We start from the raw sequence: 25,782 nt of genomic DNA on the forward strand, positions 1-25,782 counted from the left end.
AAAGCCCGATGCAAAACGGAAAATCGAAAGGGAACAACCAACTGGACGTGGGTCTATCAGGCCTCGGCTCCGAACTCTACGTAACCAAGGGGACATTTTTGCTGCACAGTTAAGGGGACATATTGCCTAAGTATAAACAGAAGAAAACGACCCGGTTGACAGCTTCCGCCGGGCGGCATTACCTATGGGCAAACAATCGCGGAAGGCCGATCGCATGCCGAAGCGCACAACCGGGTATTTTCTCGCGCTGCTGGCGCTGAGCTTTTTCCTTTTGGGTATGGGCGATATGGGCGCGGGAAGCGAGAAAACCCCTCGCCGCCCCCAGGAAAATTTCACCGCGACCGTCACCGACCGTTCGCAGAACAAACTGGCGGTCACGCACGTGCATTGCGAAGGTAAAACCTCGATCAAGGGATACCTCGGCGAAATGCGCCTGACCCTCACGTTCGCTAAAATCAAACAAGTCGATTTCTCGCCGGCGACTTCCGGTTACGTGGACGGGACCGTCCGCTTTCGCGACGGCGAACCGCGCGAATTTCGTTTCAAGAACCTGACGCGCTGCTACGGCGACGCCGACGTCGGCCAGTTGATGATTCGCCTGCGCGACCTGAAACAGATCGTCTTTGACGACGCCAATCCCGCTGCGCCGGAAGCCGGCCAATAACTCAATCGCACCGCGACCGATCGGTAAACGACAGAAGGAAACCGACGCGAAATGAAGAAGAACAATACCCGCAAACGCAAGATCATTTGGCTGATCGTGGCGTTGGCGATCGCGGCGATCATCGGCGTCGTGATCTACGTCTCGAGCGGCGAAAAAGCCGTTAAAGTGCAAAGCGACAAGGTGACCAAGGGCGAATTGTCGCAGGTCGTTTCCGCCTCGGGCCACGTCAATCCGGCGATCAAGGTGGAGATCAGCGCCAATATTTCCGGTGAAATCCAGAAGATTCACGTTCGCGAGGGCGACGCGGTGGCCAAGGGACAGATTCTCGTCGAACTGGACAACCGGCGTTATCTGGCCACCAACGAGCAGTCCTCGGCGGCGCTCAAGGCTTCCAAAGCCCAACTGCGGCTGTCGGAAGCGCAACTGGAAATGGCCGAAAAGACTTTTCAGCGCCAGGAGGAGTTGCTGGCCAAGAAACTGACCACCAAGGAAGCGTTCGACAACGCCAAGACACAGCTTGACGTGGCGCGCGCCAGCCGGGACGCCACTCGCGACGCCATTCGCCAGGCCGAGGCCGGCCTCAACCTCAGCGCCGACGAACTCGGCAAGACCACCATCCGTTCGCCGATGGAAGGCGTCGTCACCCGCCTGCAGAAGGAAGAAGGCGAGATCGCCATCGGCAGCACCCTGACCCGCGACGTGATCATGGTGATCGCCGATCCGGGCCAGATGGTCGCCGAGGTGGAAGTGGATGAGGCGGACATCGTCAACGTGCGGCTGAGCAACGCGGCCAAGGTGGAAGTGGACGCTCTGCCCGGTGAGAAATTCGACAGCAAGGTCATCGAAATCGCCGGCGCCGCGACGGTGAACGAACTGGCGGCGCAGACCCAGCAGGACACGACGGTGACCTTTGCGGTGAAGGTGCTGCTGGAAGGCGACATCTCCAAAATCCGGCCAGGGATGAGTGCGACGGCCGATATCATCACCGAAACCAAACAAGACGTTTTTCAGGTGCCGATCCAATGCCTGACGATGCGCGACCCGGCGACCTTGGATAAAAAAGCGGAGCCCGCCAAAGGGAAACCGGGCGAGGACGCCGGCGCGGTGCTGGGCGACATCACCAAAATGAAGGAAGTGCTGTTCGCCATCGTCGACCACCGCGTCAAGCCGGTGTGGGTCGAAACCGGCATCAGCTCCGATACGCACTACGAAATTTCCGGCGAAGGGCTGACCGAAAACCTGGAAGTCGTCAGCGGCCCCTTCAAGACGCTCAACCGCGAATTGAAGCCCGGCGATCTGGTGGAAGTCGGCAAAGGCGAACCCGAAAAGAAATAAGCGCCGGAAGCGAGGCGGCCCGTGCCACTGATCCATTGCGATAAATTGCGCAAGATTTACCAACTCGGCGCGCTGGAAGTGCAGGCGCTGCGTGGCGTGGATCTCACGATCGAAAAGGGCGAGTATCTGGCGATCATGGGCCCTTCCGGCTCCGGCAAATCGACGCTGATGAATCTCATTGGCTGCCTGGACACGCCGACCGAAGGGTCGTACTGGCTCGACGGCGAAAAAGTCGAGACCCTCACCGACGATGAACTGGCCGACATCCGCAACCAGAAGATCGGCTTCATCTTCCAGACCTTCAACCTGCTGCCCCGCGTCACGGCGCTGGCGAACGTGGAATTGCCGTTGATCTACAGCGGCCTTCCCGCGCACGAACGCCACGCACGGGCGCGCGAAGCGCTCCACAGCGTCGGCCTGGCCGATCGGGCTACCCACAAACCCAACGAGCTTTCCGGCGGCGAACGCCAACGGGTCGCCATCGCCCGCGCCCTGGTGACGCGCCCGCAGCTCATCCTGGCCGACGAACCGACCGGCAACCTCGACACCCGCACCAGCTACGAAATCATGGCTTTGCTCAAGGATCTCCATACCCAGGGCAACACCATCGTGCTGGTCACCCACGAGGACGACATCAGCCGCTACGCGCACCGCATCATCCGGCTGCGCGACGGGCTGATCGAACACGACGTAGTCAATCCCCAGCCGCTATGAAACGTTTTACCGCCATCATCCGCATGTCGTTTCAGGCCCTGCGGGCCAATACCCTGCGCTCGCTGCTGACCACCCTGGGCATCGTCATCGGCATCACCACGATCATCGCCATCGTCTCGATCGTCGAGGGGCTCAACGAATCCTTCAGCGACCAGCTCGCCAACCTGGGCAAGGGCGTACTGTACGTGCAGAAGTATCCCTGGGCCAACAACGACTGGCGCAAATTCCGCAATTTCCCCGACGTCACGATGAAGGAATACAACGCCATCCTCGCCGAAGCCCATTCGATCGTCGCCAGCAGCCCGATCCGCGGCTCGCGCGAGACCGTCAAGTGGAGCAACCACAAGCTGGAAGGCGTGCAGGTCATGGGCGGCAACGAACAATACACGACCATTCGCGCCGTCTATCCCTACCTCGGCCGCAATTTCACCGATCTGGACGCCAAGGCGGGCCGCTACGTCTGCCTGCTCGGCTACGACGTGGCGGAAAAGCTCTTCGGTCTGCGCGATCCGATCGGCCAACACATCCGCGTCGGCGGCACTTCGTTCGAAGTCCTCGGCGTCATGTCCAAGCGCGGCGATTTTTTCGATCAAAATCTCGACCAGTTCGTTCTTTTGCCCTATTCGACCTACACCAAGGTCATCAGCGAGGACCATCACGGTCTGTCGATCGCCATCAAAATCGACGACCGGGTGCCGCTTTCGCAGGCCAAGGACGAATTGACCGGCATCATGCGCCGCGTGCGCAAACTACCCCTGACCGAGCCCGACAATTTCGCGATCAACGAAGTGGACGTCTTGCGCGACCTGTACAACAAGCTGACCGGCGGACTGTACGCAGCGATGTTCGCGGTGGCCGGCATTTCGCTGCTGGTCGGCGGCATCGGCATCATGAACATCATGCTGGTGTCGGTGACGGAACGGACGCGCGAGATCGGCATCCGCAAGGCGCTCGGCGCCCGCCGGCGCTGGATCCTGTTCCAGTTTCTCTTCGAGGCGATGGTGATCGCCACGGCCGGCGGCGCCATCGGGGTTTTGTTCGGTTCGCTGGCCGCCCGGGCGATCGCGGCCTTCACTCCGTTGCCGGCGGTGGTGAAGACCTGGAGCGTGGTGGTCGGGCTGGTTTTTTCGAGCGGCGTCGGCATTTTCTTCGGGTTGTTCCCGGCGCGAGCCGCGGCCAAAAAAGATCCGATCGAAGCCTTGCGTTACGAGTAAATCGCCCGGTCCGGCCCCCTTTTGCACCGTATTAATAATAATCAGAAACATTCCACACAACCAAATTGTTATGCCGTGTCATTCCAACACGTTATCATCTGATTTGACCCCCTGGCCATCGTCGCGTAGTATGGCCGCCTGTCCCGGCTGGAAGCCGACATTTCGACGGAGGTACCTCGATGCGACCAGTGACTGTTTTCCTCGGCCTCGTGATTGGATTCCTGGCGATCGCCCTCGCGGTTCCGGCGGCGGCGAGCTACAAAGTCGGCCTGACGCACGGCACGAACAAACACCGGCCGGAATTCGACTTTGACGCCCTGACGACTTACCACATTTACGCCGCGCAAAACGAATGGGAACCTTTTCAGGTACTCATCCGCAACGATGCGGCGGTGACGAACATCGATGTGGTGGTCGACGAATTCACTGGACCCGGCGCGGCGATCACCCAGATCGAGCCCTACCGCGTCGCCTACGTGCCGGTGACGATCGACACCATCAGCCAGAATCCGCCCGACCCGTCCAACGTCGGCATGTGGCCCGACGGCCTGGTGCCGTTCGTCGATCACTTCGTCGGCGAAACCCGCGACGGCGCGCCGTTCGACCTCGAGGCGGATTTCGCGCAGGCGGTGTTCGTCGACGTTTTCATCCCGGCCGATCAGACGCCCGGCGACTACACCGCGACGGTCACCGTGACCGCCGACGGCCATGCCGACTGGACCGGCACCGTCACCTTGACGGTGTGGGATTTCGCCATCCCGACGGGCCTGTCGCTGGCCAGCATCTATCAATTCGGCGAAAACGCCGCCTACGAATTTCACCAGGCGCACGGCGGCGTGACGGATTTCGACACGCTGTGGTTGCGCTACATGCAGGAATTCGCCCGCCATCGCATTTCGATCAGCGATTCCTTTTCCAATCCGGGTTACGTCTGGAATTACGATACGTCCACCTTCGATTGGGACTGGTCCGCGTTCGACGCCAAATTCGGCCCGCTGTGGGACGGCACGTTCTATCGGCCCGGGTTCCAATTCACTTCCCTTCGCCTGCCCTATCCTCCCGGCGGCCGGCCCGGTGACGTGGCCGAGGAAGACTGGGAACGCGAATGGTGGGCCGGTTGGGCCGATCATTTCCGCGATCATGGCTGGACCGACATTCTCTTCCTGTACCTGCCCGACGAGCCGGACCCCAGCGAATATCCGGAACTGGCCGACTTGGCCGACAGGCTGCACAACGCCGATCCCGACTTGCGCGCAATGGTGACCGAGCAGATCAACGACGTGCTCACCGATCACGTGGACATCTGGACGCCGGACGAGCCGCTCTTTTCCGATTCCCTGCCGTGGCCGCCCTATCCCGAGGCCTACGACGAACGGCGCGCCGCCGGCGACACCACGTGGTGGTACAACTGCGTCAGCGCTTCGATGGGCATGGATTACGCCACGCACTTCGTCGATTACGAATCCACCCACATGCGCATCTGGACCTGGCTGACCCGCCGCTACGGCTTCACCGGGATCCTCTTCTGGCACACCAATTGGTTGCTACCCGAGATCGATCCCTGGGTTTCGATGTGGGCCGCGCAATTCTTCGTTCAAGGCGACGGCACGATCATCTACCCGGGAACGATCGACCACATTGGCGGCGAAACCGATATCCCGGTCGCCAGTCTGCGCATGAAATACCTGCGCGAGGCCATGGAAGATTACGAGTACTTCCATCTCCTCGATCAGCGCGGCGATGCCGAGTGGATGTCCGCGGTCGCCCGCACCGCGGCGCCGAAAACCTACCACTGGGAGAAGGATTGGAGCGTGCTGCTGGATTGGCGGCGTAAGGTCGCGGAAAAAATCCTCGGCGTGCTCGATGAGGATGCCCCGAATCCGCCCTCCGACCTGCAAGCCACGGCACAGGTCGAGGCGATCGCCGTCACCTGGACCAAGCCCGCCGCGGCCGACCTGGCCGGCTTCGAAATCTGGTACGGCCTGCATGAGAACGATTCCTTCTTCGGCGGCACCCTGGATGCCACGGCGACCGGCGCCGTCGTCAACGGCCTGCTGCCCGGCCGCGAATACCGCGTCTGGGCCAAGGCGTTCGACACCAACGGCAACCGGTCGGCGACCAGCGACGTGGTCACCGCCGTGCCGCTGGCCGACGAGGAAAGCGACGACGACAACGACGACGACGCCAAGGGCGACGACGACGATAACGGTTCGACCGACCGCAACGGCGTTTCGGCCGATCCGCTCCCGGAGAACTCCGCCGATGACGACGCGGCTGCCGGCTGCGGCGGGTGGAGGTAAGCCATGAACCACAATAAATCCTGGTTTCTGCTGTGCCTGCTCGGCTCGCTGCTCGCCCTGTGCCTGCTGCCCGGTTGCGATTGCGGCGACGATGACGACAACGACGACAACCAACCCGGCGATGACGACGACGCCTCGCCCGCCGACGACGACAACGACGACGCCTCGCCGGACGATGACGACGACGATGACGATGACGACGATAACGACGATAACGACGACGATGTGGTTTGCGACTACGCGAGCTACGATCCGTTGATCGACGAGGGCAACGCGCTCCTGAGCGCCGGCGACAACGAAGCGGCCTACGGCGCCTACCACGAGGCCCTGGATTTGTGCCCCGACGAACCCGACGCCAAAATGGGGCTGCTGATTTCCGACACCCAATGGTATCTGCAATTCATTTACCGGCTGATCGACTACATCATCAATTTCCCGGTGGCGGCCGACAAAGCCGACCCGAAAAGCATCGCTTCCATCTTTCAGGAACTGATCCGCGAACAGATGCTGCCGGTCACCGGCGAGATGATCGCCCTGGCCGACGATCTGCGCGCAAATCATCCGAAAGCGCGGTTCTTCATCGATCCGCTGCCGATGCTGCTGGTGGACGGCCACGCCGTGCTCGAAATGGCCGGCGAGTGGGATCTGGCCGATTTCGACAACGTCAAGGCCTTCGCGCAGATTCTGGAAGGCTTGTGGTACTTCCTGATCACCTACGATCTGCGCTTCGACCTGACGATCCTTTTCAACGCCGAACCGCCGGCCAGCCCGACGACCGAGGAACTCATCCACTTTTATGCCGGCCTGTTGCTGGAGATTCTCGACGATCCGAACTACCCCGACTTTTTGACCTTCCTGGACGACGGCGCGGCGAATCTGGAAACCTCGGCGTTGCAGGCCGGCCGCGGCTTGATCGGCGTAGTGACGGCCTTCTACAGCATGCGCGAGGAAACCGACCCGCAGGAAGACGACATCGCCGGGTACGTCGATGAAAACGGCAACGACCAATGGGACGAGGGCGAACCGTTCAAGGTGCCCTATTTCGGCGATCTGTGGCCGGAAGGCAACGTTTTCTTCGAGGATCTTTTCTACCTGATGAACGACCTGGGCGAGGCGTTTCTCGACACCGGCCCCGAGGACGTGCATCCCGCCAAACCCGATTGGTTCATGCTGAGCGACGTCAACTTCATTCTCGAATTCTTCGACGTGTTCGTGCCGGGCATCGCGCTGCCGGATATCTCCCTGCCGATCGGCCGCTTCTTCTATTCGCCGCCGGACGACGGCCTGCGCGGCGTCGTCCAAACCGTCGCGCAACTGCTCTACGATCTCACCGCGCCCGACGAAACGGAGGTGCTACCATGAAACGCCGGTTGCTTTTTCTGCTGATCGCCGCGCTCGGCGCCGGGCTTATCTCCTGCGCCGCCTCGAACGATGAAACCGTCGCCGACCACCCCGCCGCCGCGAGCCAGGCCGGCGATCCGGTCGCCCTCGACCACGGCGCCTCTGCCGGCGCCGACAACAACGGGGGCGGCAAGGTGTGCGAACCCGTCGCGCCGCCCGCGTTGCCGGAACCCGACATCGCGGATCCCTCGGTGGTGACGGTGGACGAGGACCTGTTTTTCCAGGTCGACGGCCAGCGCCTCTTCCCGATCGGCTTCTATTGGGCCCCCGAGGATTTGGCGGGGTTGCAGGCTTACAAGGAAGAAGGCTTCAACGTCGCGCTGGCGGGCGACGGCTGCTGCGAAGGCGACGAATTGCAAGCCCAGCTCGACATTCTGGACAACGCCCAGCAAGCCGGCGTGTTCATCATTCTGCGCGTCTGGCGGCCGATGGACCAGGTGCTGACCCGGCCCGAGGAAGAGCTCGCCGCCGAACTCGCCGCCCGCGATGTCTACGGCAGCCTGTTCGGCTGGTACACCTTCGACGAGCCCGGTATGGACGGCACCGACAAGACCGAGACCGCCCGCGCCCACGAAGTGCTCACGACCAACGACCCCGATCACCTCGACCTGCTGGTCGACACGCCCTTCAACGACTTCAGCATGTACATGGACGATTGCTCGGTGTTCGGCATCGACCCCTACCCGTCCGACTGGATGCCGCTCAGCTACGTCAAGGCGTCGCTGCTCGAGGCGCTGGACGCAGCCAACGGCGAAAAGCCGGTCATCGGCGTCCTGCAGGGCTTCAGTTGGGATGCCTACAACGGCATCGACTACGACGAATACCGGCCCAACGAGCGGGAGCTGCGCAACATGGCGTGGCAGTACATCGTGCTGGGCGCGCGCGGCCTGCTGCCCTGGAATTATTCCGCCGATTACGCCATCCGCGCCCAACCGGAAATCTGGGCCGACTTCCTCGAGACGGTCGGCGAGATCAACGAACTGGCCGGCGTGATCCTGACCAAGGACGTCACGCTCGATCTGGCGCCCGAAGCCGACTTCCCGACCATGTTCGATTACGCGGTCAAACAGGAAGACACGGCCTCGTGGATCCTGACCGTCTCCACCAACGAGCGCCCGATGAAGGTAGGCCTGGACCTGTCGGCGCTGGGAACGGGCTTGTGCATCGTCGATTACACGACCGGCGAGGTGTTCGTTCAGGATGAGAACGGCCGCATCGAGGTCAACTACGACTCGCTGCAAGCGCGCGTGTTGGAAGTGCTGGAATAGGCCGCGACGCGAAAATTCCCCCGGCCCGGCCGCGCGGCCGGGCTTTTTTTATCGATCCGCGACGCCAAAGAGAACGGCAAGCCGTTTTGCAACGGCTTGCCGCGCAGGGAGAAAAGAGACCATTCACCGAGCCAGTGGGAGGTCGAGGAAGCCGGTCTCACAAAAAGAGCTTTTGGGCCCGGCCGGTCGGCCTTGAATTCCCGCTAGACATTTCAATGCAAAACCCGTAGCGAATACCGGGCCCAAAATTCGTGTCGCATCTGTTGCCGCAGCAGCCGCAGCCGCGGCGGCAATTCCAGCCGCGGCGACGCCGCACCCTTCCCCGTGGGGTTTTCCCAATAGTCGGGCGTGCCGAAGTAATACGGCGCCCACGTCGCGCCCTCGAAATCGGGCGGCAACGCCTGCGCGACGCAGGACTGATCCAACGCCGCCTCGGGGTCGCGCAGGAAATCGACGAACAGCCGGTCGCCGCAGTGCTCGGCGTCCTCGGCCGTCGACAGCGGCGTGCCGCCCGAGACGTTGTGCGCGGCGTATTCGAATTCCACGAAGGTCTGGTGCGGCGCCTGGTAATGGTCGCGCAAGGCCACCGCGAAATCGTAAGGCGTCGCCGGGTCGAGCTTGCCCTGCATGATCAGCATCGGCACGTCGGTCTGCGGCCAGGTGTCGTCGTACGAATCGTGGTAGCGCGGCCATTTGAGGTAGATGTCGTTGCGGTCGTACCCCTTGCCGTAACCCATCAGGGTGTTTTCGTAGACGCCGTCCAGGTAGGCGACCAGATCGTCGTTCGTCGGAAAGGTCGGGTATTCCCACAATTCCGAAAACGTCTCGTGGAAGAACAACACGTCCGAAAAATAAAGCTGATCGGGGGTGTAGTCGTCGGTGCCGTCGGCGCCCGCCGCCCCTTTGCCGCCGCCGAAGACCGCGTAATACAGATTGACCAGCGCTTCTTTGTCGCCGTCGTCGCAGCGGTTCAGCCGGTAGACCAGCGCCGGCACCATGTCGTGGAGCGGCCAGTAATAAACCATCTGATCGATGAGGTACTTGGTGATTTCGGAGGTGAAGCCCGTCTCGGAGCAGAGGTTTTCCTCGTCCTGGCGGCGGAAGACGTCGCGCAAGGTGGCTTCCGGGTCGGGCAGCTTGGCGGCGCAGAACGCATCGTCGGCGCACAACTGCAAGATTCCCTTCGTCGCTTTGTCGGCGTACTCATCCTGAAAAACCATGCTGAAGACCGGCGGCACGTTGCCTTCGAACACCATGCCGTCCGCCTGATCCGGGAAGAACTGCAGATAGCGCTGGCCCCAGAACGTCCCTCCCGAGCCGCCCCAGATGACCACGTGCTTGCCGGTTTCCTTCGTGTGGTCGATGAGGGCGGCCAGGTCGATCGCCGAATTGGTGGCGTTGAAGGTCGCCAGATCGTCGCCGTAGTGGTCTTGCAGGTAGGCGATGCACAGGTTCATTTCCGGGTCGCCGATGTATTCGCCCATGAAGCTGTCGGGATCTTCCCATTCGGGACAACCCAGGTATTCGCTGTAACCGGTGCCGCGCGGGTCGAGCGTGTAGACATCCAGTTCCGGATAGAACGCCTGCATCTGTTCCATAAAGGAAGGAAATCCGATGGTGCCCGAGGCTCCGGGACCGCCGTGCAGGAGCCACAATTGCGCTTCGGCGGGCTGATGGGAGGAAAGCAACCGCTTGACCGCGACCGTGAATTTGCGTTCGCCGGGATCGAACCAGTCGAACGGCATCTCGACCCGCGCGCACTCGGCTCGATTGTCGCCGTATCCTTCATATAAAGAGCAGGTTTCCCAGTTCACCGTGATCTCGTCGAACGGAAAACCGTCATCGTCGTCCGCTTCGTCGTCGTCGGCATCGTCATCGCCTTGGTTGTCGTTATCGTCATCGTCCGACGAATCATCGCAACCGCCGAGACACAAAGCGCCGCAGCCCGCCAGCAGCAAAAACCAGAACCAACAACGCGGCAGATGCATGGAATCCTCCTTTTACCTGCTTGCCCGTGACGATTCTTCCAGCGGGGCCTCGAAGTCCGGCCGACTTCGACGGCAGTATAAGCAGGGCGTTTGGCGGATGTCAATTGTTTTTTACCAGTTTGAAAAGTTTTTTAACTGGTATTTTGGTTTAGTATTGGGTATAGTTGTCGGCGAATGGTTTTTTTCGTTTTCACGAAACGAGGCGTCATGGTAGAGTTGATCCCGACTTTTTGGTGGAGAATCGACCCCATGGCGCACAAATCGCGGCAGGCGCGGCAGAATCGTGACGAGGCGATCAAGCGGGAGATCAAACAGGTGCTCGGCATGTCCGTGCCCAAGTACATTGCCATCATGTACGGCCGCTCGCAAAAAGCCGCGCAGATCCTGTTCAACCAGCCCGAGCGGCGGCAGGAGCGCGACGAGGCCCTGCTCGACGAGATCCACCTCGCCTGCCAGAACCCCGACACCCTGTCCGCGCGGTTCATCGGGCACATCCTCGGTTCCGACCAAACGGTGCTCAGCCACATTCAAACCACGATCGACCTGCGCTTTCAAAGCCTGGAAGCGGGCAACACGGTCAAGAGCCTTTCGCGGCCGATGCTTTCCGATCAGCCGGCCATCCGCCAGATCGAAATGATCAACGACCGCTGGTTCTACCAGGCGCTCGACATGCAAAACGAGTGGCTGGAGGCGAAGAAGAAACAGGAACAACTGAAGGGCAAAGGGGCCGTGCACATCCCCTACACCCTCGAGCAGATCAAAAACGCCTTTCAGGTCGTCATCGACATGTGCCTGTTGATCATCGACCTGAAAACCGGCGAAAACTCCAAGCCGGCCCGCGAGGCCCTCGCCCGCGCCTACGCCCTCGCCTCGGCCGCCGCCATCCAGATCGGCCGTTACGACCTGATCGAGGAATTCGCCGCCCGCTGGCGCCAGCGCTTCGAGCTGCACACCGATCCCGACATCCCCCTGCGCGTGCGCAACCTGCTGCTGCAGAAGGAACTGTGGATCTTTAAGCGGAAGGGCGAGTACGCCGCCGGCCTGGAAATCGCCGCGACCCAGTGGGCCGTTTGCACGGCCGAGAAACCCGCCCCGCGCTGGATGGACCTCGAACCGCTGGTTTGCGCCGGGCTCGAACTGGCCGCGCTGCAACTGAAGAAGGCCAAGGACGAGAACGACGACGCCGCGGCCGCCCTCGCCCGCGAGCAAATCGGCCTCTGGCTGGAGCGCTTCGACAAGGCGCCCGAGCGCGCCGCCGAACTGGGCGAGTATTTGCGACAAGACCCCGAACTCGAACCGATCCGCGAGGAACGCGAACAACCCTCCCTTCGCGACAAATGGAGAAATCTGATGAAGAAGTTTGGTTTACTGGCAGTTCTCTTTCTCGGGCTGGTGGTCGGCTTCACCCTGCTGTCCGCCGTCGCCACGCCCACGACGGTCGACCATCACGCGGCCCTGACGGCGCCGCATTCCGGCGACCTGCCCACCCCCGCTCAACCCATCGAAACCGCCGGCGCCAACCCCGGCAAGCTCATTCAGGATCTGCTCAACTGGCTGTTCGGTGGGATGTCCAATTCCAGCGAGCGGTGCTGAGGAATGTCGAATTGAGAATGTAGCCTACCGAATGCCCCCATTCGACCTACATTCTCAATTCACTTTTTTCCCCATTTCGGATGGGCGCCACGGCCATCGATTCTTTGAATCGATGGCCATGGTTTTTAATAATGCGCGATCCTCTTCCTACTGTAGGAGCGGCTTAGCAGCCGCGATAAATGCCGCTATTTTGTTACGTGCGCTTGCTTTTTTTCCGAAGCGTATCCAGTAAAACCCATTGGCCGTCTTTGTTTTTAAATTCCCAAGCTTTCCAGCCGTTTAATGAACGTCTACCAATTATTCTCGCACCGGCAATGGAAGGAGAAGTGAAAATCGCCGCGCCGTATTGGATTGTGCCATCCTTATGGACCATGGCTTCGTAGATCGTATCCTTATATTTCAAGCGAATACGGGTGGGACGCGTGAAATAGCCGGCCAGTTTCGACTCGCGCGAAAGTTTTTCTTTTGGCTTCGGCGCCGGAGCGGCGCCCGCCTTGGCTTTTTTTCGCTTGGAGCCGAAAAGGTCGCGGTGCAGTTCTTGATAATAGCGGGTTAGATCGTTCTTGATCTTCCGTTCCAGGTTTTCGGAACCTTGCAGTTTTCCACTGGTCCTGTTTTCTTTCGGTTGCCAAATCCGGAGAATCAACGACTCCAGTTCCTTCATGTGTTCGTCATCATGGGTGATATAAACACTGAAGCGGTTCCAGGAATCGCTGTGGCGATCCCGCAGATGCGCGGCCAGACGGCCGGGTAAATTGGCCGCCAGGCCAACATATTTCAACCGCTCATCCATATAGAGCGCATAGATGCCGCATTGGCCTTGGACATAGCCGTTGAGGATTTTCCGATAATTGCTGTCCGCCAACATCTCCCGCGACAGGTTTTCGAGATGTCCGATGACCAGCGAGTTTCGAGAAAACTTCGATGACGGCATTACCATTCTCCCCATTTGGAATGATTGGTAGCGTAGCGAAACGAAGCACAACATGCAAGAACCGAGGATTCGCGGTGGCGGTCAATTTTTCTTGACTTTCTTTTCTTTCAAAGATATCCAGATTTTGCTGGGGGCGTAATCGAGGAGGGTGAAGGATGTTTCGGTTTCTCCTGGCGATTCTTCTGTGCGGCGCGACGCTGTTCGCCGTCACGCTGTTTTCGTTGTTTTCCTGCGGCGACGATGACGACGACGACAGCGGCGACCTTTTAAAAGAATATTGCGCCGATTACGTGGCGTATCTGTATTCCTGCAACTTCGACAACACCGACGCGATGGGCAATCCGCTGAATCAGTCTGAGGGCGAGACGCGCTGCCGCGCGATGAACGGCGAGTATCCCGACGCCTATCTCGAGTGCCTGCAGGATTGCGCGCAGGGCGAATGCAATCAATACGAAAATTGCGCGGCCGATTGCTGGGATTACAGCGACTACCCGGAATCCTGGCCCGCCCTCGCCTGGAAAGACCCCGCGACCGGCCTGGAATGGCAGGTGACCATCACCGCGGAACTGCCGTGGGCCGACGCCGCGCCGTATTGCCAAGGCCTTTCGCTCGACGACAAGGATGACTGGCGTCTGCCGAACGTCGACGAGTTGCGCACCCTGATCCGCGGCTGCCCGGCCACCGAGCCCGGCAGCGCTTGCCTGGCCACGACCGCCTGCACCGAGTCCGATGCCTGTCTGAACGACGCCTGCACCGCCTGCCTTTCCGGACAGGGCCTTTCCTGGGGCACCTACCTGCCGAAGGAACTGAACCCGTATCTGAACGACGACGGCGACTACGCCCCGATCGTCTGGTCCGCCACCGCCGTCGATCTCGGCGACGAAGAACCTTTCCGCTACATCGCCGATTTCAACGAGGGCTGGATCACCTACGATCCCGAGCCATACGCAGAAGACGGCGTGCGTTGCGTGCGCGGCGGCGAGTGAGCAAATCGGGCGCGACGACGATAGCGCCGGCGTTAAATCGACACCCTTGATCGTGCTTGGCGGGTCAAGGCAAAGCTTCCCGGCCGGATCGCTCCGGCCAGGCGCCCCGCAAAAACGCGGCGGTCTCGATCAGGAAGTAAAGAGTTTGGCGAACCGCGACAACACCCCTTCTTTTTTCGAGAGCAGGGTATTGAGTTCGCCGTCGTCCAGGTAAATGCCCAGGCACTCGGAGCATTTGTCGATCTTGATTCCCTCGAAATCGAGTTCGACCAATTCCATCCCGCATTTCGGGCAATGCATCCAGTGCGCTTCCTTCAGTTTCTTTTTCTCGGCGGCTTTCATCGCCTTGTGCTCTTCCTCGAGCTTGGCCTTACGGCGTTCAAATTCGATTTTGGCAAAATATTGATCCTCGGCCTTTTTCGCCATCTTCTTGGTTACGCTCATCCTCTCCCTCCGGACGAAAATTAATGTTGATGGCTTTCAATGTAAGGCTAAGCGCTCGTTCCGGCAACGGCAAAAACGGTGGTCGACCGGCCGCGCGGCCGCGTCGCGGCGGCGGGATGACGGGAAGGCCGACTCGGCAAAAAAGAAAAGAGCCCGCTGGCTCCCGCCAGCAGGCCCTTCGTGCCGATCGGGGCGACTGGATTTGAACCAGCGGCCCCCTGAACCCCATTCAGGTGCGCTACCAGACTGCGCTACGCCCCGCGATCGTTCGCCTCTTTATCAGAAAATGGGCCGGATTACAAACCGGATTCAACCGTGCGTTTGATTTCCAGGATCTCCTTCTTAATCTTTTTCAGGATTTCCGTAAACTCCTCACGATTGAAGCTCATGGTGAGCTGTTGATGGCCTTGATCGACCCGTTTGCGGCTGCGTTCCATCAGCACTTTCTTCGCGCCGGCGATGGTGAATTTTTCTTCGTAGAGCAGCCGCTTGATTTCCAGGATCAGTTCGACTTCCTTGCGCCGATAGAGCCGTTGATTGGTCCGCGTCTTGGACGGCTTGACGATATTGAACTCCGTTTCCCAGTAACGGAGCACGTACGGTTTGACTCCCGTGATCTCACTGACTTCACCGATCTTGAAGTACAGCTTGTTGGGAATCTGGCTGGCGTTAAAAACCGCCATCGCCCGACCAATCCCCTATGCGAAATTAATTAAACGTTTTTCAGTGCGTTCCGCAGCACCTGACTCGGCTTGAAAGTCAGGACGCGGCGCGCCGTGATTTCGATCTCGTCGCCGGTCTGCGGATTGCGGCCCACGCGCGACCGTTTTTCGCGAACCACGAAGTTGCCGAAGCCGGAAATTTTAATTTTCTCGCCATTTTCCAGCGTTTCTTTGATGAGATCGAACACTAATTCGACGATCCGGGCCGATTCCTTTTTGGAAAAGCCCACCCGCTCGTAAATAGAATTTACCAAATCGGCTTTCGTCATCGGCACATTCCCCCCTCTAGTATAGTCAAGATATTTACCAGATCGAAAAAGAGAATGCAAGACCTTTTATCTTTGATATCAACGCTTAACCGGCTTTGCTTCAACTATTCTCTGAGGGTTGCCCCCCAACGCTCCTGAAGCATCATCAGGATTCGCCTCGTCAAACCGTCGGCGTCTTTGTCTGAAAGGCTCTTCGAAACATCCTGGTAACGCATCGAGAACGCGACGCTTTTCTTCCCTTCCGGAATTCCCTTGCCGGTGTAGACGTCGAAAACCTTCACTTCGGAAATGCGCGCCGGATTGATCTCGGCGATCGCGCGAACCATCTCGTCCACCGGCGCCTCGGCGTCGGCCAGAACCGCCAGATCGCGCAGCATCGGCGGATATTTACTGACCGGGCGCAAGACCAAACTCTCGCCGGTCGACTCGCTGAGTACGTCCAGATACAATTCGCCGGCGAAGGCCTCGTCGCGGATTTCGAACTTTTCGAGGACTTCGGAGCGCAATTTGCCGAAGATGCCCGCCGGCTTCTCGCCGATCAACAATTCCGCGCTGACGCCCGGCAGGTATGGGCCCGAAGCGCTTGGCCGCCGCCAGGTGGAGCCGGGAATCCGCAGCAAAATGAGCAGCCGCTCAACAAGACCCTTCAGGTCGAAAAAGTCGACGTTTTCCTTGCCGTAGGCCCAGGACAGTTCGTCCCGCCGCCCGGAAAGCAGCAAGCCCAGGCGATAGGGCTCGTCGGGCAATTCGTTTTTATCGGTACTCTTGGGCAGATAAACGCGCCGCGCCTCGAACACCTGCACATCGAGGACGTTGCGGGCCTGGTTGTAGGCCAGCACCTTGAGCAGGCTCGGTAGCAGGGTGGTCCGCATGATCGCCAGCTCTTCACTGAGCGGATTGAGCAGCCGGATGCCTTCCGGCGCGCCGACCGCGGCCAGCGAAGCGGGATCAAGGAACGGCAGGGTGTTGAGTTCGGTTAGCCCCATGCCCACCAGTTCCTGGCGGAGAACGCGCAGGACGGGTCGCAGGCGCCAGGGCTTGTTTTCGAAATCCGCGCCCAGGTGGATCGTCGGCGGGATGTTGTCGATGCCGTACAGCCGGGCGATTTCCTCGGCCAGATCGACCTCGCGTTCGAGATCGACGCGGAACGACGGCACCTCGACTTCCAGGCGTTCGTCCGTTTTGACGACGACTTTCAATTCGATGGACGAAAGCAGGTCGCTCATCCGGTCGGCCGAAAGTCGCACGCCGATCAGATCGTTGACCCGACCGACGCGCATGGCCACTTTTTGCGGCGCGCGCAACGCCGGGTAGTTGTCGATGTAGCCGGACTCCACGGTGCCGCTGGCGAGTTCGGCCATCAGGCGGGCGGCGCGATGGGCCCCCAACACCGCGTAATCGATGGCCGTGCCGCGTTCGAAACGGTGGCTGGATTCGGACATTAGGCCGAGGCGCTTGCTGGTGCGGCGGATGCCCGATGGCTGAAAATAGGCGGCTTCGATGAAGACGTCGACCGTCCGGTCGGTGACCAGACTGTTCTGCCCGCCCATGATGCCGGCGAGCGCGACGGGTTTTTCGCCGTCGCAGATCAAGAGGTCGTCGGCCGTCAAGCGGCGCGGCTGATCGTCGAGCGTGACGATGGTTTCGCCGTCGCGCGCGCGGCGGACGACGATTTTTCGCCCGGCGAGGAAATCGTAGTCGAAAGCGTGCAGCGGCTGGCCGTATTCGAGCAGGACGAAGTTAGTGATGTCGACGATGTTGTTGATCGCCCGTACGCCGGCCGCTTCCAGCCGGTGGACCATCCAGAGGGGCGACGGCGCGATCCGCACGCCTTTGACGAGCATGCCGCAGTACCGCGGGCACTTGTCGGGGTCGACGATCTCGACGGTCATCGCCCGGTCGATTTCCCCGCCGACCGGTTCCAGTGCCAACGCCGGCATTTTCAGCCGGCCGCCGGTCAGCGCGGCCACTTCGCGGGCCAGGCCGATGACCGACAGGGCGTCGGGCCGGTTGGGCGTGACGGCGATCTCGAAGGACCAGTCGTCCAGGCCGGCCGCTTCCAAGGGCTCGCGGCCGAGGGGCGTTTCGGGCGGCAGCAGCCAGATGCCGCTGTGGTCTTCCGACAAGCCCAGTTCGCGGCGGCTGCAGAGCATGCCGAAGCTTTCGACGCCGCGGATCTTGCTTTTTTTCAGCTTGCCTTCGGGTAATTGGGCGCCGATCCGCGCCAGGACGCCGACCTTGCCGGCGACGACGTTGGGCGCGCCGCAGATCACTTGAAAGCGCTCGACGCCGTCGAAGACGGCGCAGACGGTCAACTTGTCGGCCTCGGGGTGGCGATCGACTTTTTCGATCAGCGCCGTGACGACGCCGGTATAGCCGCCGCCGACGGGGCGCAAGTCCTCGACCTCGAAGCCGGCCATGGTCAGCCGGTGCGCCAACTCCGGCGGCGTGAGGTCGAAGGCCACGTAATCCTGCAACCAGCGATAGGTGACACGCATCAGAACTGCCTCAAAAAGCGCAAATCGCCCTCGAAGAAGAGGCGAATGTCATCAACGTTGTAGCGGAACATCGCCAGCCGTTCGATGCCCATGCCGAAAGCGAAGCCGGTGACGGTTTCCGGATCGTAGCCGGCCCCGGCGAAGACCGCCGGGTCGACCATGCCGGAGCCGAGGATTTCCTTCCAGCCGGTGCCTTTGCAAACGGGGCAGACACCGCCGCCCTGCCGCCCGTCGCCGCCGCAGACGAAGCAGGAGATGTCCAGTTCGGCCGACGGCTCGGTGAACGGGAAGAAGCTGGCGCGAAATCGCGTTTTCGTGTCGGCGCCGAAGAATTCGCGGACGAAGTTGTTGAGGATGCCCTTCAGGTCGCCGAAGGTCACCTGGCGGTCGACCAGCAAGCCCTCGACCTGCGAAAACATCGGGTAGTGGCTGGCGTCGATCGCGTCGGAGCGATACACCCAGCCCGGAGCCAACATGCGGACCGGCGGCTGGTGGCGCTGCATCACCCGCACCTGCACGGGGCTGGTGTGCGTGCGCAGCAGCACGTCGCCGCCGATGAACAACGTATCCTGCATGTCGCGCGCCGGGTGATCGGGCGGGAAGTTCAGCAGGTCGAAGTTGTATTTGCCCAACTCGACCTCCGGACCGTCTTCCCACACGAACCCCATGCGCTCGAAGACCCGGACGATCTCATCCAGCGTTTCGCTGAGCGGATGCAGGCTGCCGTGCGGCGGCCGGCGACCCGGCAGCGAGATGTCGACCCGCTCGGTCTGCAACGCGGCTTCCCGTTCGCGAGCCTGAATGCGCTGCTTGCCCTCGTCCAACGCGGTTTCGAGGGCCGCCTTGCACTCGTTCACCAGTTGGCCGATGCGGGGCCGCTCCTCGGGCGACACGTCTTTCATGCCGCGCAGCAGTTCGGTCAAACTGCCCTTTTTACCGAGGACGGCCACCCGCACCGCATCGAGCGCCGGGAGATCGACCGCGCCGGCGATCGCCGCCGACGCCGCTTGTCGGATTTGTTCGATGCGTTCCTGCATGGTCATCCCGTTCAGGCGTTCTTCGCCTTCTCCACGATGATGCCGAAGGCGGCCGGATCGTGAATCGCCAGGTCCGAAAGCACTTTCCGGTCGATGACGATGCCGGCCTTCTTGATGCCGAACATCAGGCGCGAATAGCTCAAGCCGTGCGCATGCGCCGCCGCGTTGATGCGGATGATCCACAGCTTGCGGAACTCCCGCTTCTTGTTGCGGCGGTCGCGGTACTGATAGACCATCGCCCGACGCACGGTTTCGTGCGCGGTGCGGAAGATCTTGCTGCGGCCCTGATAAAAGCCCCGGGCGCGGGCCAGTAAGCGCTTACGACGACGACGACTTTTAAATCCACCTTTGGCGCGTGGCATGATGATTCTCCTTTCGACTCATTTTCAAGGTAACGGCCGCGACGAACCGCGGCTCAGACCAACAGCAGCTTGCGAACGTTGGCCCGGTTGGTCTGATCGACTTCCTGGCTCCGACGCAGCTTGCGCTTCCGCTTGGTCGTTTTTTTCGTGAGGATGTGGCTCTTCATGGCGCGCGACCGCACAATGCGCCCCGAACCGGTCACTTTCATCCGCTTCGCGGCGCCACGCTTGGTTTTTGCCTTCGGCATAGGATCCCTCTCCTTTCAAAACGGAGAGCCCACCCCCACCTCGCCGCGGCGACGTTCGCCGCCGGCCAGGTTCCGGGCTTGGGCTTTACTGATGCTCCGACTTACTTCTTCGTTGGGATGAGGAAGATGAACATGTTGCGGCCTTCCATCCGGGGCTCGCGTTCAAGCTTTCCCACATCGGCAATATCCTGGATGATGCGATCCAGGATTTTCGCTCCCAATTCGGAATGGACCACCTCGCGGCCGCGGAACATGATGGTCGCCTTGACCTTCATGCCCTTTTCCAAGAAATCGCGAATATGTTTCAGTTTGAACTGAAAATCATGTTCGCCGGTCTTGGGCCGCATTTTGATCTCTTTGACCTGAACCACCACCTGGTGTTTTTTGGATTCCTGCGCTTTTTTCTCGGTTTGATACTTGAAGCGGCCGTAATCCATGATTTTGCAGACCGGCGGCGTTCCGTTGGGGGCGACTTCCACCAGATCAAAGCCTCGTTCCAGGGCGATTTCGGTGCCCCGGCGCGGATCCATCACGCCCAGCGTGGTTCCGGTTTCATCGATCACCAGAACCTCGCGGCAGAAAATCCGCTCGTTGATGCGGTGGGCCGGTTCCTCTTTCTTCGGTTGCGCACGAACGTTCTTCGCTATGGCGGCACTCCTTTCTTTGCGGTGTCGCCGGGCGGCCCCGGGGACAACCGTTTGTTAATCGAATCGCAGACCACAGGCTGCGGTAATGAAAACGTATTTTAAATGTAAAAGAGCGCTTTGGCAAAAGCCAAGCGCCCCAATCCCGGTAGGCAAAGCAAAACGATAGTTGTCGTTTCCGGGAACGGGGTGCGGCTGGTTAGCCGTCTTGGGCTCTTGGCCCCGCCTGCTTTGGCGAACCCTTGTCCACAGTGGCCGATTTTTCAGGCCTTTTCTGTTAGGCACGGAGGGAATTGAACCCACGACCCCTACCGTGTCAGGGTAGTGCTCTAGCCCCTGAGCTACGTGCCTGAACGAGGGACAAGTTTTAATCTCGAATCACCAAATCTGTCAAGGGTAAAAATATCGGTTCCGCGGTTCGCGGATTATTTCGAAAAAACGCCCAGATAGATCGGCACGTTGACCGTCGAGCGGATCGCAAAGGACGCGTCGGGATAGTTGAGGACCATTTGCGTGCTCGTCCCGCCGTCGCAATTGATCGCCCGCCAGACGCCCAGGCCGCGCGGCTCGGGGTCGGCCAGCACCTTCGCTAATTCCGGCAGCGACAGGCCGCCGAGCAGATCGTCGGTCGCGGAGAGGATCACGCGGCCCCGGCGATCGACGCTGATCGCGGTGCGGCGGGAAACGACCTGGGCGTTGCGGAAATGCGATTGCGCCTCGCCGTCGGTGACCAGCCAGGGGCCGGCCTGAAACGCCTGACTGACCCCGGTCAGATCGACGCTGGTACGGTGCATCAGATAGGCCCGGCGGTCGCGTAGAAAAAAGACACCGTGGTGGATGCTGCCCTCCGGCCGCAACGGGGAAACCGTCTGGCCGTCGATGATCAGCAAACCCATGACCTTCATTTCCGGATCGAAAAAGCTCGCGTTGATCAGGGCCACCGCGCGGTTCTGCTCGGCGAGTATCTCCATGTCGACCGCCGGCAATTCCTCCGGCGGCACCTGGAGCATGCGCAGATCCCAGAGGAGCGGATCGATCCGCAGGGCGACCAGATGGAAACCGGCCAACCAGCGCCCCTGCCGCCCGAAATCCAGCCAGCGCAGTTCCAGGCCATCGGCCAGCGTCCGCCAGGCGCCCGGATCCTTGAGGCGCAACTCGTGGGTTTCCTGCCGGCGCTCGGCCACGTACTTGGTCACCTGGGTCTCGACCCACTCCGGGTTGAAAAACACCCAGACCAGCGGCGCGACGATCAGGACGGCGGCCACGGGGATGAGCAACCAGCGACGGCGTTTATTTTGGGGCGGCACCGCGATAGAACCCTCCCGACTTGTAGCGATGCACCAGTCGTACCGCCAATACCTGCAAGACCGCGGTGGCCGGCACGGCGATCAGCATGCCGAGCAAACCGGCCAGTTCGGCCCAGATCAGCAGCGCGAAAATCACCGTCACCGGGTGCAAGCCCAATTTGTCGCCGACGATCTTGGGCGTGATCAGGTTGCCTTCCAGGGCCTGGGCGACCAGGAACACGGCCACGACACCCAGCGGATGCTGCCAGTCTTGGTATTGCAGGAGGGCCATCAACAGCGCGGGGACGATCCCCAATACCAATCCGAGGTAGGGAACGATGGAAGCCAGGCCGGCGAACAACCCGATCACCAGCCCTAACGGGATATCCAGGATCAACCAAAGGCCGACGGAATAAAGCGAACCGAGAATCAGCGCGACGGTGATCTGCCCGCGCAGGAAATTGGCGACGATGACGTCGACCTGGCGCATGAACTCGGCGAACGGTTCGCGCCAGGGCAGCGGAATCAGTTCCACCGCGCCGGCGTTGATGCGGTCGATATCGCGCAGCAGGTAAAACCAGGCGACCGGGATCACCAGCAGGGTCAGCAGGCCGGTGATGAATCCCAGGACGCCGCTCCAGGCGTTCTTCAACGCCGAGGTGACCGGCGAATAAACCGCCTGGGCGATTTGATTGACCGTGTCGCGGTTCGCGTAAAAGAAGCCGCGGATGTCCGCGTCGGTGCGCGGCAGTTCGATGCCCAGGGTCGCCTCGATTTGCGGCAGCAGCGTGCCGGTCAGCCAATCGCCGTAGTTCGGCAGTTCCTGCGAGAGGCGCTGCAGCTCATGCAAGACGGTCGGCACGAGAATCAGATCGATGAGCACGGCGCCGAGGATCAGGCAGACCGCCAGAACGGCCACGCCCGCCGTGCGCGGCACGCGCCGGCGCTCCAGCCGGTCGACCAGCGGATCGCAAATGTAAGCCAGCAGCCACGCCAGCGCGAGCGCCGTGAGGATTTGGTGAATCCGCGCGATGAACCAGAACATCAGGCAAAGCCCGGCCAGCAGCACGAGCAACTTGATCCACTTGTTGGCCCAGATGTCCTTCAGGAAGCTCACCGCCCGCTCCTTTCGTCGTTACTTCTTTTTCGGCGGCGCTTCCGGTCGCGGCAACAGGCGGACTTCCAGGGTCGCCATGTTCGGCTGGCTGATCAGTTCGACCAATTCGGCCTGATACCGATCCGCTTCCAGGCGCAGGCGATGGCCGCCGGCGGTCAGCGGCAGGCCGCCCTTTTCCGCCGTGAACGCCGCGGCGCGGCCGACGTAAACGCCGTCCAGGAAGACCTTGGCGTCGTCGGGAGTGATTTTCAGCGGAACGCTGACGGTCGGCGCGTCGCCGTTGATTTTTCCGAGCGGCGTGGCGCAGGCGGTCAACGCGGCCAAGAGAATCAGACACCAGAAGAATCGTCTCATCGCGGCTCCAGTTGGTATTGCAACAGATTGCCCTTTTGGCCGGAAGGTTTCAAGACAAAGCTGGTCGCCTTGACGGTGGCCAGGTCGGCGGCGAACTGTTCGACCGATCCGGCGTAAACGACGGCGAAGCGCACCCGCCGGCCCGGCTCGAAGGAATCGAGTTCGGCCTTCTGCACGTAGGCCCGGTTGCGCAACAGCGCTTGCACTTCCTGCAGCTTGTCGAAATCGGCTACTTTCAACAGTTCGACGTAAATCACGCCCGGCCCGGTTTCGGCCAGCTTGCCCTGCTTGCTCAGCGTCTCCATCATCGCGCCGAACAGTTCCTTGGCGGCACCGTCGTAGCGCCCGTCGCAAGCGCCTTCCGCCGGAAAGCGGTATTGGAACGCCGCGGCGATTTTTTCGGCCGGCGCGTCGACGACGCGGATCTTGGCCGTCTGGTCGCAGCGCTCGTCGCGCGTTTCCGCCGGCGTTTCATCGTTCAGTTGCAGCAAAATGAGCAGGCGGATGTTTTTCACCGTCGCGACGCGGGCCAGGTCTTCCAGCCGGTTTTCGCGCAGCGCCGTCTGCGACGATTGGTTGCCGAGCAATTCCTCGGCCTCCGCCGCGGTGGCGAGCGGTTGGTTGGCCAGATCGAATCGTTCGCGCAGCGGTTCGTCCATTTCCGGCGCGACGGCAAATCCGCCCGGCCGCTCCCGATAGGTCAACAACAGTATTTCCGTCTGGCGGCGGGCCGCCGGCGGCGCCACCCCGATCGCGCGTACTGTCTCGCGCAGGCTGTCGAGCTGGATGCGCGCCTCGAGCGACAAGTGGAGCGTGGCCGCGCGGACCTGTTGGTCCAGCACCTGGTAGCTGGTCACGTAGCGTTGCGGCTTGCGCAGCACGCGTTCCTTGATCGCTTCTTTTTTCAGCGCGAGCTCCTCGGGCGGCGCGACTTGCGCCAGCGCCTGTTCGACCGCGGCCGCGAGCGCGACCGTCACCGCCTTGGCCTTGGCGGCCTCGAGATTGAGGGCGCTCAGCGACACGTCCGCCTCGCCGGTGAACAGGCCGAGTTCCTCGGCCCGCACCGCGACCGCCAGAACCGCCAACAGGATCAGGAGCCAGCCGGATCGCCACACGGGGCATCCTCCTCTTCCACAAAGTCGCGCAACATCCCCGCGAGGCGCCGGTCGGCGCGGAGGCGCAGGAGCGCGTCGTTGCCTTCGAAGATCTCCTCCAACACCTCGCTCTGGGTGCGCACATGATACAACAAATCCTGGCGGGCCAGGGGGATCCGCAACCGCAACAATTGCCGCTCCCGGCCCAGGATCGTCGCCAGGGCCTGCAGCAGATCATCCAACCGGAGGCCCGTTTTCGCGCTGATCGCGACCGCCGGCTGGTTGTTGGCCACCAGGCGTTCCACCCAACCGGCCGACTCGATCAAATCCAGTTTGTTGAAAACCGTCAGCCGGGGCCGGTCGCCGGCGCCGATTTCCTCGAGCACCTCCAGCACGGACCGGGTCTGGCGCTCCATCTGCGGATGGCTGGCATCCACCACGTGCACCAGGAGATCGGCGACCAGCACTTCCTCGAGGGTCGCTTTGAAGCTTTCGACCAGTTGGTGCGGCAGGCGTTGGATGAAGCCGACGGTGTCGGCCAGATGCGCCCGCAGATTGCCCGGCAGGCGCAATTCGCGGATCGTCGGATCGAGCGTGGCGAAGAGTTGATCCTCGACGAACACGCCGGCGTCGGTCAGCGTGTTGAGCAGCGTGGATTTTCCGGCGTTGGTGTAGCCGACCAGGGCGACGGTCGGCAGGCCGTGCTTGCGCCGGCCGGTCCGTTGCAATTCGCGGGTCGCCCGCACCTTGACGAGCTGCCGCTTGAGCGCCCCGATCCGCTGGCGAATCCGCCGCCGGTCGATTTCCAGGTCCGTTTCGCCCGGCCCGCGCGTGCCGATGCCGGCGCCCTGCCGCGAGAGGTGCGCCCACATTCCGCGCAGGCGCGGCAGCAGGTACTCATACTGGGCCAGTTCGACCTGCAGGCGGCCTTCGCTCGTCCGCGCCCGCTTGGCGAAGATGTCGAGGATCAGGCCGGTGCGGTCCATGACCATGACCTCGAATTCCTTTTCGAGGTTGCGCTGCTGCGACGGCGACAGATCGACGTCGAAGATCACGCACCGCACTTCCGCGGGCAGTTCGGCGATCTGTTCCTTGATGCGCAGGACCGTGCCGGCGCCGATGAAGGTCGCGGGAGTGGGACGGCGGACTTCGCAGAACAGACGCATCGCCTCGCCGCCGCCGGCGGTTTCCAGCAGGCGGCTCAGTTCCTCGAGGGATTCATCGAGCTGGTCGCGATCGGCGTCGCGCGTCCGGCAACCGACCAGGATCGCCAGATCTCGCCAGTCGTGGGACCGCATGTTCGGCGGGGA

At 61.4% G+C, this 25,782-nt stretch carries 24 protein-coding genes and 2 tRNA genes; 9 read left to right on the forward strand and 17 right to left on the reverse strand.

Annotated features, from left to right (window positions below; genetic code table 11):
* Window positions 1–214 precede the first annotated feature (214 nt).
* From GX444_17510 to GX444_17540, 7 genes are all read left to right on the forward strand, one after another.
* Window positions 215–664 carry a hypothetical protein gene (locus GX444_17510; GenBank protein ID NLH50381.1) on the forward strand — a complete coding sequence of 150 codons (450 nt, stop codon included), beginning with the start codon at window positions 215–217 and terminating at the stop codon, window positions 662–664.
* A gap of 51 nt (window positions 665–715) precedes the next feature.
* Window positions 716–1,999, forward strand: coding sequence for an efflux RND transporter periplasmic adaptor subunit (locus GX444_17515; GenBank protein ID NLH50382.1), 1,284 nt, complete (start codon window positions 716–718; stop codon window positions 1,997–1,999).
* 27 nt (window positions 2,000–2,026) lie between these two features.
* A complete protein-coding gene (locus GX444_17520; protein NLH50383.1) occupies window positions 2,027–2,713 on the forward strand; it encodes an ABC transporter ATP-binding protein in 687 nt (228 codons plus the stop codon).
* Window positions 2,710–3,927: an ABC transporter permease gene (locus GX444_17525; GenBank protein NLH50384.1), complete on the forward strand. Its 1,218-nt coding sequence runs from the start codon at window positions 2,710–2,712 to the stop codon at window positions 3,925–3,927. Before GX444_17520 ends, GX444_17525 begins: the two co-directional genes overlap by 4 nt.
* A gap of 179 nt (window positions 3,928–4,106) precedes the next feature.
* Entirely contained in the window at window positions 4,107–6,227 is a 2,121-nt protein-coding gene (locus GX444_17530; protein ID NLH50385.1) for a DUF4091 domain-containing protein, read from the forward strand.
* 3 nt (window positions 6,228–6,230) lie between these two features.
* On the forward strand, window positions 6,231–7,589 hold the full coding sequence (locus tag GX444_17535; protein ID NLH50386.1) for a hypothetical protein: 1,359 nt from the start codon (window positions 6,231–6,233) through the stop codon (window positions 7,587–7,589).
* Complete coding sequence (locus GX444_17540; GenBank protein NLH50387.1) at window positions 7,586–8,896, forward strand: hypothetical protein; 1,311 nt, start codon at window positions 7,586–7,588, stop codon at window positions 8,894–8,896. Before GX444_17535 ends, GX444_17540 begins: the two co-directional genes overlap by 4 nt.
* A 212-nt stretch (window positions 8,897–9,108) precedes the next feature.
* Here GX444_17540 and GX444_17545 read toward each other — a convergent pair whose 3' ends face one another.
* Window positions 9,109–10,884 (reverse strand): alpha/beta hydrolase, encoded by a 1,776-nt coding sequence (locus tag GX444_17545; GenBank protein ID NLH50388.1) that lies wholly within the window; start codon window positions 10,882–10,884, stop codon window positions 9,109–9,111.
* 249 nt (window positions 10,885–11,133) lie between these two features.
* Here GX444_17545 and GX444_17550 point away from each other — a divergent pair, with 249 nt between their 5' ends.
* The gene (locus GX444_17550; GenBank protein NLH50389.1) at window positions 11,134–12,477 is read left to right on the forward strand and encodes a hypothetical protein; all 1,344 of its coding nucleotides are present in this window, start codon (window positions 11,134–11,136) and stop codon (window positions 12,475–12,477) included.
* A 193-nt stretch (window positions 12,478–12,670) separates the two neighbouring features.
* Here GX444_17550 and GX444_17555 read toward each other — a convergent pair whose 3' ends face one another.
* On the reverse strand, window positions 12,671–13,411 hold the full coding sequence (locus GX444_17555) for a hypothetical protein (protein ID NLH50390.1): 741 nt from the start codon (window positions 13,409–13,411) through the stop codon (window positions 12,671–12,673).
* Between the two features lie 155 nt (window positions 13,412–13,566).
* On the opposite strand from GX444_17555, the gene GX444_17560 reads away from it, so the two are divergent.
* On the forward strand, window positions 13,567–14,397 hold the full coding sequence (locus tag GX444_17560; protein NLH50391.1) for a DUF1566 domain-containing protein: 831 nt from the start codon (window positions 13,567–13,569) through the stop codon (window positions 14,395–14,397).
* 129 nt (window positions 14,398–14,526) lie between these two features.
* On the opposite strand, the gene GX444_17565 is transcribed toward GX444_17560, so the two are convergent.
* The 15 genes from GX444_17565 to hflX all read right to left on the reverse strand — a co-directional run bounded on the left by GX444_17565 (window position 14,527) and on the right by hflX (window position 25,770).
* Window positions 14,527–14,841 (reverse strand): zf-TFIIB domain-containing protein, encoded by a 315-nt coding sequence (locus GX444_17565; protein ID NLH50392.1) that lies wholly within the window; start codon window positions 14,839–14,841, stop codon window positions 14,527–14,529.
* Between the two features lie 187 nt (window positions 14,842–15,028).
* Window positions 15,029–15,102: transfer RNA gene (locus GX444_17570), tRNA-Pro, on the reverse strand.
* A 35-nt stretch (window positions 15,103–15,137) separates the two neighbouring features.
* Window positions 15,138–15,524: a MerR family transcriptional regulator gene (locus GX444_17575; GenBank protein ID NLH50393.1), complete on the reverse strand. Its 387-nt coding sequence runs from the start codon at window positions 15,522–15,524 to the stop codon at window positions 15,138–15,140.
* Window positions 15,525–15,553: 29 nt separating this feature from the next.
* Complete coding sequence (locus GX444_17580) at window positions 15,554–15,832, reverse strand: integration host factor subunit alpha (GenBank protein ID NLH50394.1); 279 nt, start codon at window positions 15,830–15,832, stop codon at window positions 15,554–15,556.
* A 104-nt stretch (window positions 15,833–15,936) separates the two neighbouring features.
* Window positions 15,937–18,330 carry a phenylalanine--tRNA ligase subunit beta gene (locus tag GX444_17585; GenBank protein ID NLH50395.1) on the reverse strand — a complete coding sequence of 798 codons (2,394 nt, stop codon included), beginning with the start codon at window positions 18,328–18,330 and terminating at the stop codon, window positions 15,937–15,939.
* Complete coding sequence (gene pheS / locus GX444_17590; protein NLH50396.1) at window positions 18,330–19,367, reverse strand: phenylalanine--tRNA ligase subunit alpha; 1,038 nt, start codon at window positions 19,365–19,367, stop codon at window positions 18,330–18,332. Before pheS ends, GX444_17585 begins: the two co-directional genes overlap by 1 nt.
* Before the next feature lie 11 nt (window positions 19,368–19,378).
* Window positions 19,379–19,729, reverse strand: a complete 351-nt coding sequence (rplT, locus tag GX444_17595; GenBank protein ID NLH50397.1) for a 50S ribosomal protein L20 — start codon at window positions 19,727–19,729, stop codon at window positions 19,379–19,381.
* Window positions 19,730–19,782: 53 nt separating this feature from the next.
* Window positions 19,783–19,977 carry a 50S ribosomal protein L35 gene (rpmI, locus tag GX444_17600; protein ID NLH50398.1) on the reverse strand — a complete coding sequence of 65 codons (195 nt, stop codon included), beginning with the start codon at window positions 19,975–19,977 and terminating at the stop codon, window positions 19,783–19,785.
* A 101-nt stretch (window positions 19,978–20,078) separates the two neighbouring features.
* Window positions 20,079–20,624 (reverse strand): translation initiation factor IF-3, encoded by a 546-nt coding sequence (locus tag GX444_17605; GenBank protein NLH50399.1) that lies wholly within the window; start codon window positions 20,622–20,624, stop codon window positions 20,079–20,081.
* Window positions 20,625–20,899: 275 nt separating this feature from the next.
* Window positions 20,900–20,972 (reverse strand) — tRNA-Val (locus tag GX444_17610).
* Window positions 20,973–21,046: 74 nt separating this feature from the next.
* Window positions 21,047–21,928, reverse strand: a complete 882-nt coding sequence (locus GX444_17615; protein ID NLH50400.1) for a phosphodiester glycosidase family protein — start codon at window positions 21,926–21,928, stop codon at window positions 21,047–21,049.
* A complete protein-coding gene (locus GX444_17620) occupies window positions 21,912–23,024 on the reverse strand; it encodes an AI-2E family transporter (GenBank protein NLH50401.1) in 1,113 nt (370 codons plus the stop codon). The genes GX444_17615 and GX444_17620 overlap by 17 nt, the downstream gene beginning before the upstream one ends.
* A gap of 18 nt (window positions 23,025–23,042) precedes the next feature.
* Window positions 23,043–23,378, reverse strand: coding sequence for a hypothetical protein (locus GX444_17625; protein NLH50402.1), 336 nt, complete (start codon window positions 23,376–23,378; stop codon window positions 23,043–23,045).
* Complete coding sequence (locus tag GX444_17630; protein NLH50403.1) at window positions 23,375–24,493, reverse strand: hypothetical protein; 1,119 nt, start codon at window positions 24,491–24,493, stop codon at window positions 23,375–23,377. The genes GX444_17625 and GX444_17630 overlap by 4 nt, the downstream gene beginning before the upstream one ends.
* Window positions 24,469–25,770: a GTPase HflX gene (gene hflX, locus GX444_17635; protein ID NLH50404.1), complete on the reverse strand. Its 1,302-nt coding sequence runs from the start codon at window positions 25,768–25,770 to the stop codon at window positions 24,469–24,471. Before hflX ends, GX444_17630 begins: the two co-directional genes overlap by 25 nt.
* Window positions 25,771–25,782 lie beyond the last annotated feature (12 nt).

It is taken from the genome of Myxococcales bacterium, assembly GCA_012517325.1.
Lineage (GTDB): Bacteria > Lernaellota > Lernaellaia > Lernaellales > Lernaellaceae > JAAYVF01.

Excerpts from the sequence above, each read along its gene's own strand:
- GX444_17585 (NLH50395.1), bottom strand. The coding sequence starts at position 18,330 with ATGCGTGTCACCTATCGCTGGTTGCAGGATTACGTGGCCTTCGACCTC.
- GX444_17515 (NLH50382.1), top strand. The coding sequence starts at position 716 with ATGAAGAAGAACAATACCCGCAAACGCAAGATCATTTGGCTGATCGTG.
- pheS (NLH50396.1), bottom strand. The coding sequence starts at position 19,367 with ATGCAGGAACGCATCGAACAAATCCGACAAGCGGCGTCGGCGGCGATC.
- hflX (NLH50404.1), bottom strand. The coding sequence starts at position 25,770 with ATGCGGTCCCACGACTGGCGAGATCTGGCGATCCTGGTCGGTTGCCGG.
- GX444_17625 (NLH50402.1), bottom strand. The coding sequence starts at position 23,378 with ATGAGACGATTCTTCTGGTGTCTGATTCTCTTGGCCGCGTTGACCGCC.
- rplT (NLH50397.1), bottom strand. The coding sequence starts at position 19,729 with ATGCCACGCGCCAAAGGTGGATTTAAAAGTCGTCGTCGTCGTAAGCGC.
- GX444_17580 (NLH50394.1), bottom strand. The coding sequence starts at position 15,832 with ATGACGAAAGCCGATTTGGTAAATTCTATTTACGAGCGGGTGGGCTTT.
- GX444_17525 (NLH50384.1), top strand. The coding sequence starts at position 2,710 with ATGAAACGTTTTACCGCCATCATCCGCATGTCGTTTCAGGCCCTGCGG.
- GX444_17535 (NLH50386.1), top strand. The coding sequence starts at position 6,231 with ATGAACCACAATAAATCCTGGTTTCTGCTGTGCCTGCTCGGCTCGCTG.
- GX444_17545 (NLH50388.1), bottom strand. The coding sequence starts at position 10,884 with ATGCATCTGCCGCGTTGTTGGTTCTGGTTTTTGCTGCTGGCGGGCTGC.
- GX444_17540 (NLH50387.1), top strand. The coding sequence starts at position 7,586 with ATGAAACGCCGGTTGCTTTTTCTGCTGATCGCCGCGCTCGGCGCCGGG.
- GX444_17555 (NLH50390.1), bottom strand. The coding sequence starts at position 13,411 with ATGCCGTCATCGAAGTTTTCTCGAAACTCGCTGGTCATCGGACATCTC.
- GX444_17550 (NLH50389.1), top strand. The coding sequence starts at position 11,134 with ATGGCGCACAAATCGCGGCAGGCGCGGCAGAATCGTGACGAGGCGATC.
- GX444_17565 (NLH50392.1), bottom strand. The coding sequence starts at position 14,841 with ATGAGCGTAACCAAGAAGATGGCGAAAAAGGCCGAGGATCAATATTTT.
- GX444_17575 (NLH50393.1), bottom strand. The coding sequence starts at position 15,524 with ATGGCGGTTTTTAACGCCAGCCAGATTCCCAACAAGCTGTACTTCAAG.
- GX444_17510 (NLH50381.1), top strand. The coding sequence starts at position 215 with ATGCCGAAGCGCACAACCGGGTATTTTCTCGCGCTGCTGGCGCTGAGC.
- GX444_17560 (NLH50391.1), top strand. The coding sequence starts at position 13,567 with ATGTTTCGGTTTCTCCTGGCGATTCTTCTGTGCGGCGCGACGCTGTTC.
- rpmI (NLH50398.1), bottom strand. The coding sequence starts at position 19,977 with ATGCCGAAGGCAAAAACCAAGCGTGGCGCCGCGAAGCGGATGAAAGTG.
- GX444_17530 (NLH50385.1), top strand. The coding sequence starts at position 4,107 with ATGCGACCAGTGACTGTTTTCCTCGGCCTCGTGATTGGATTCCTGGCG.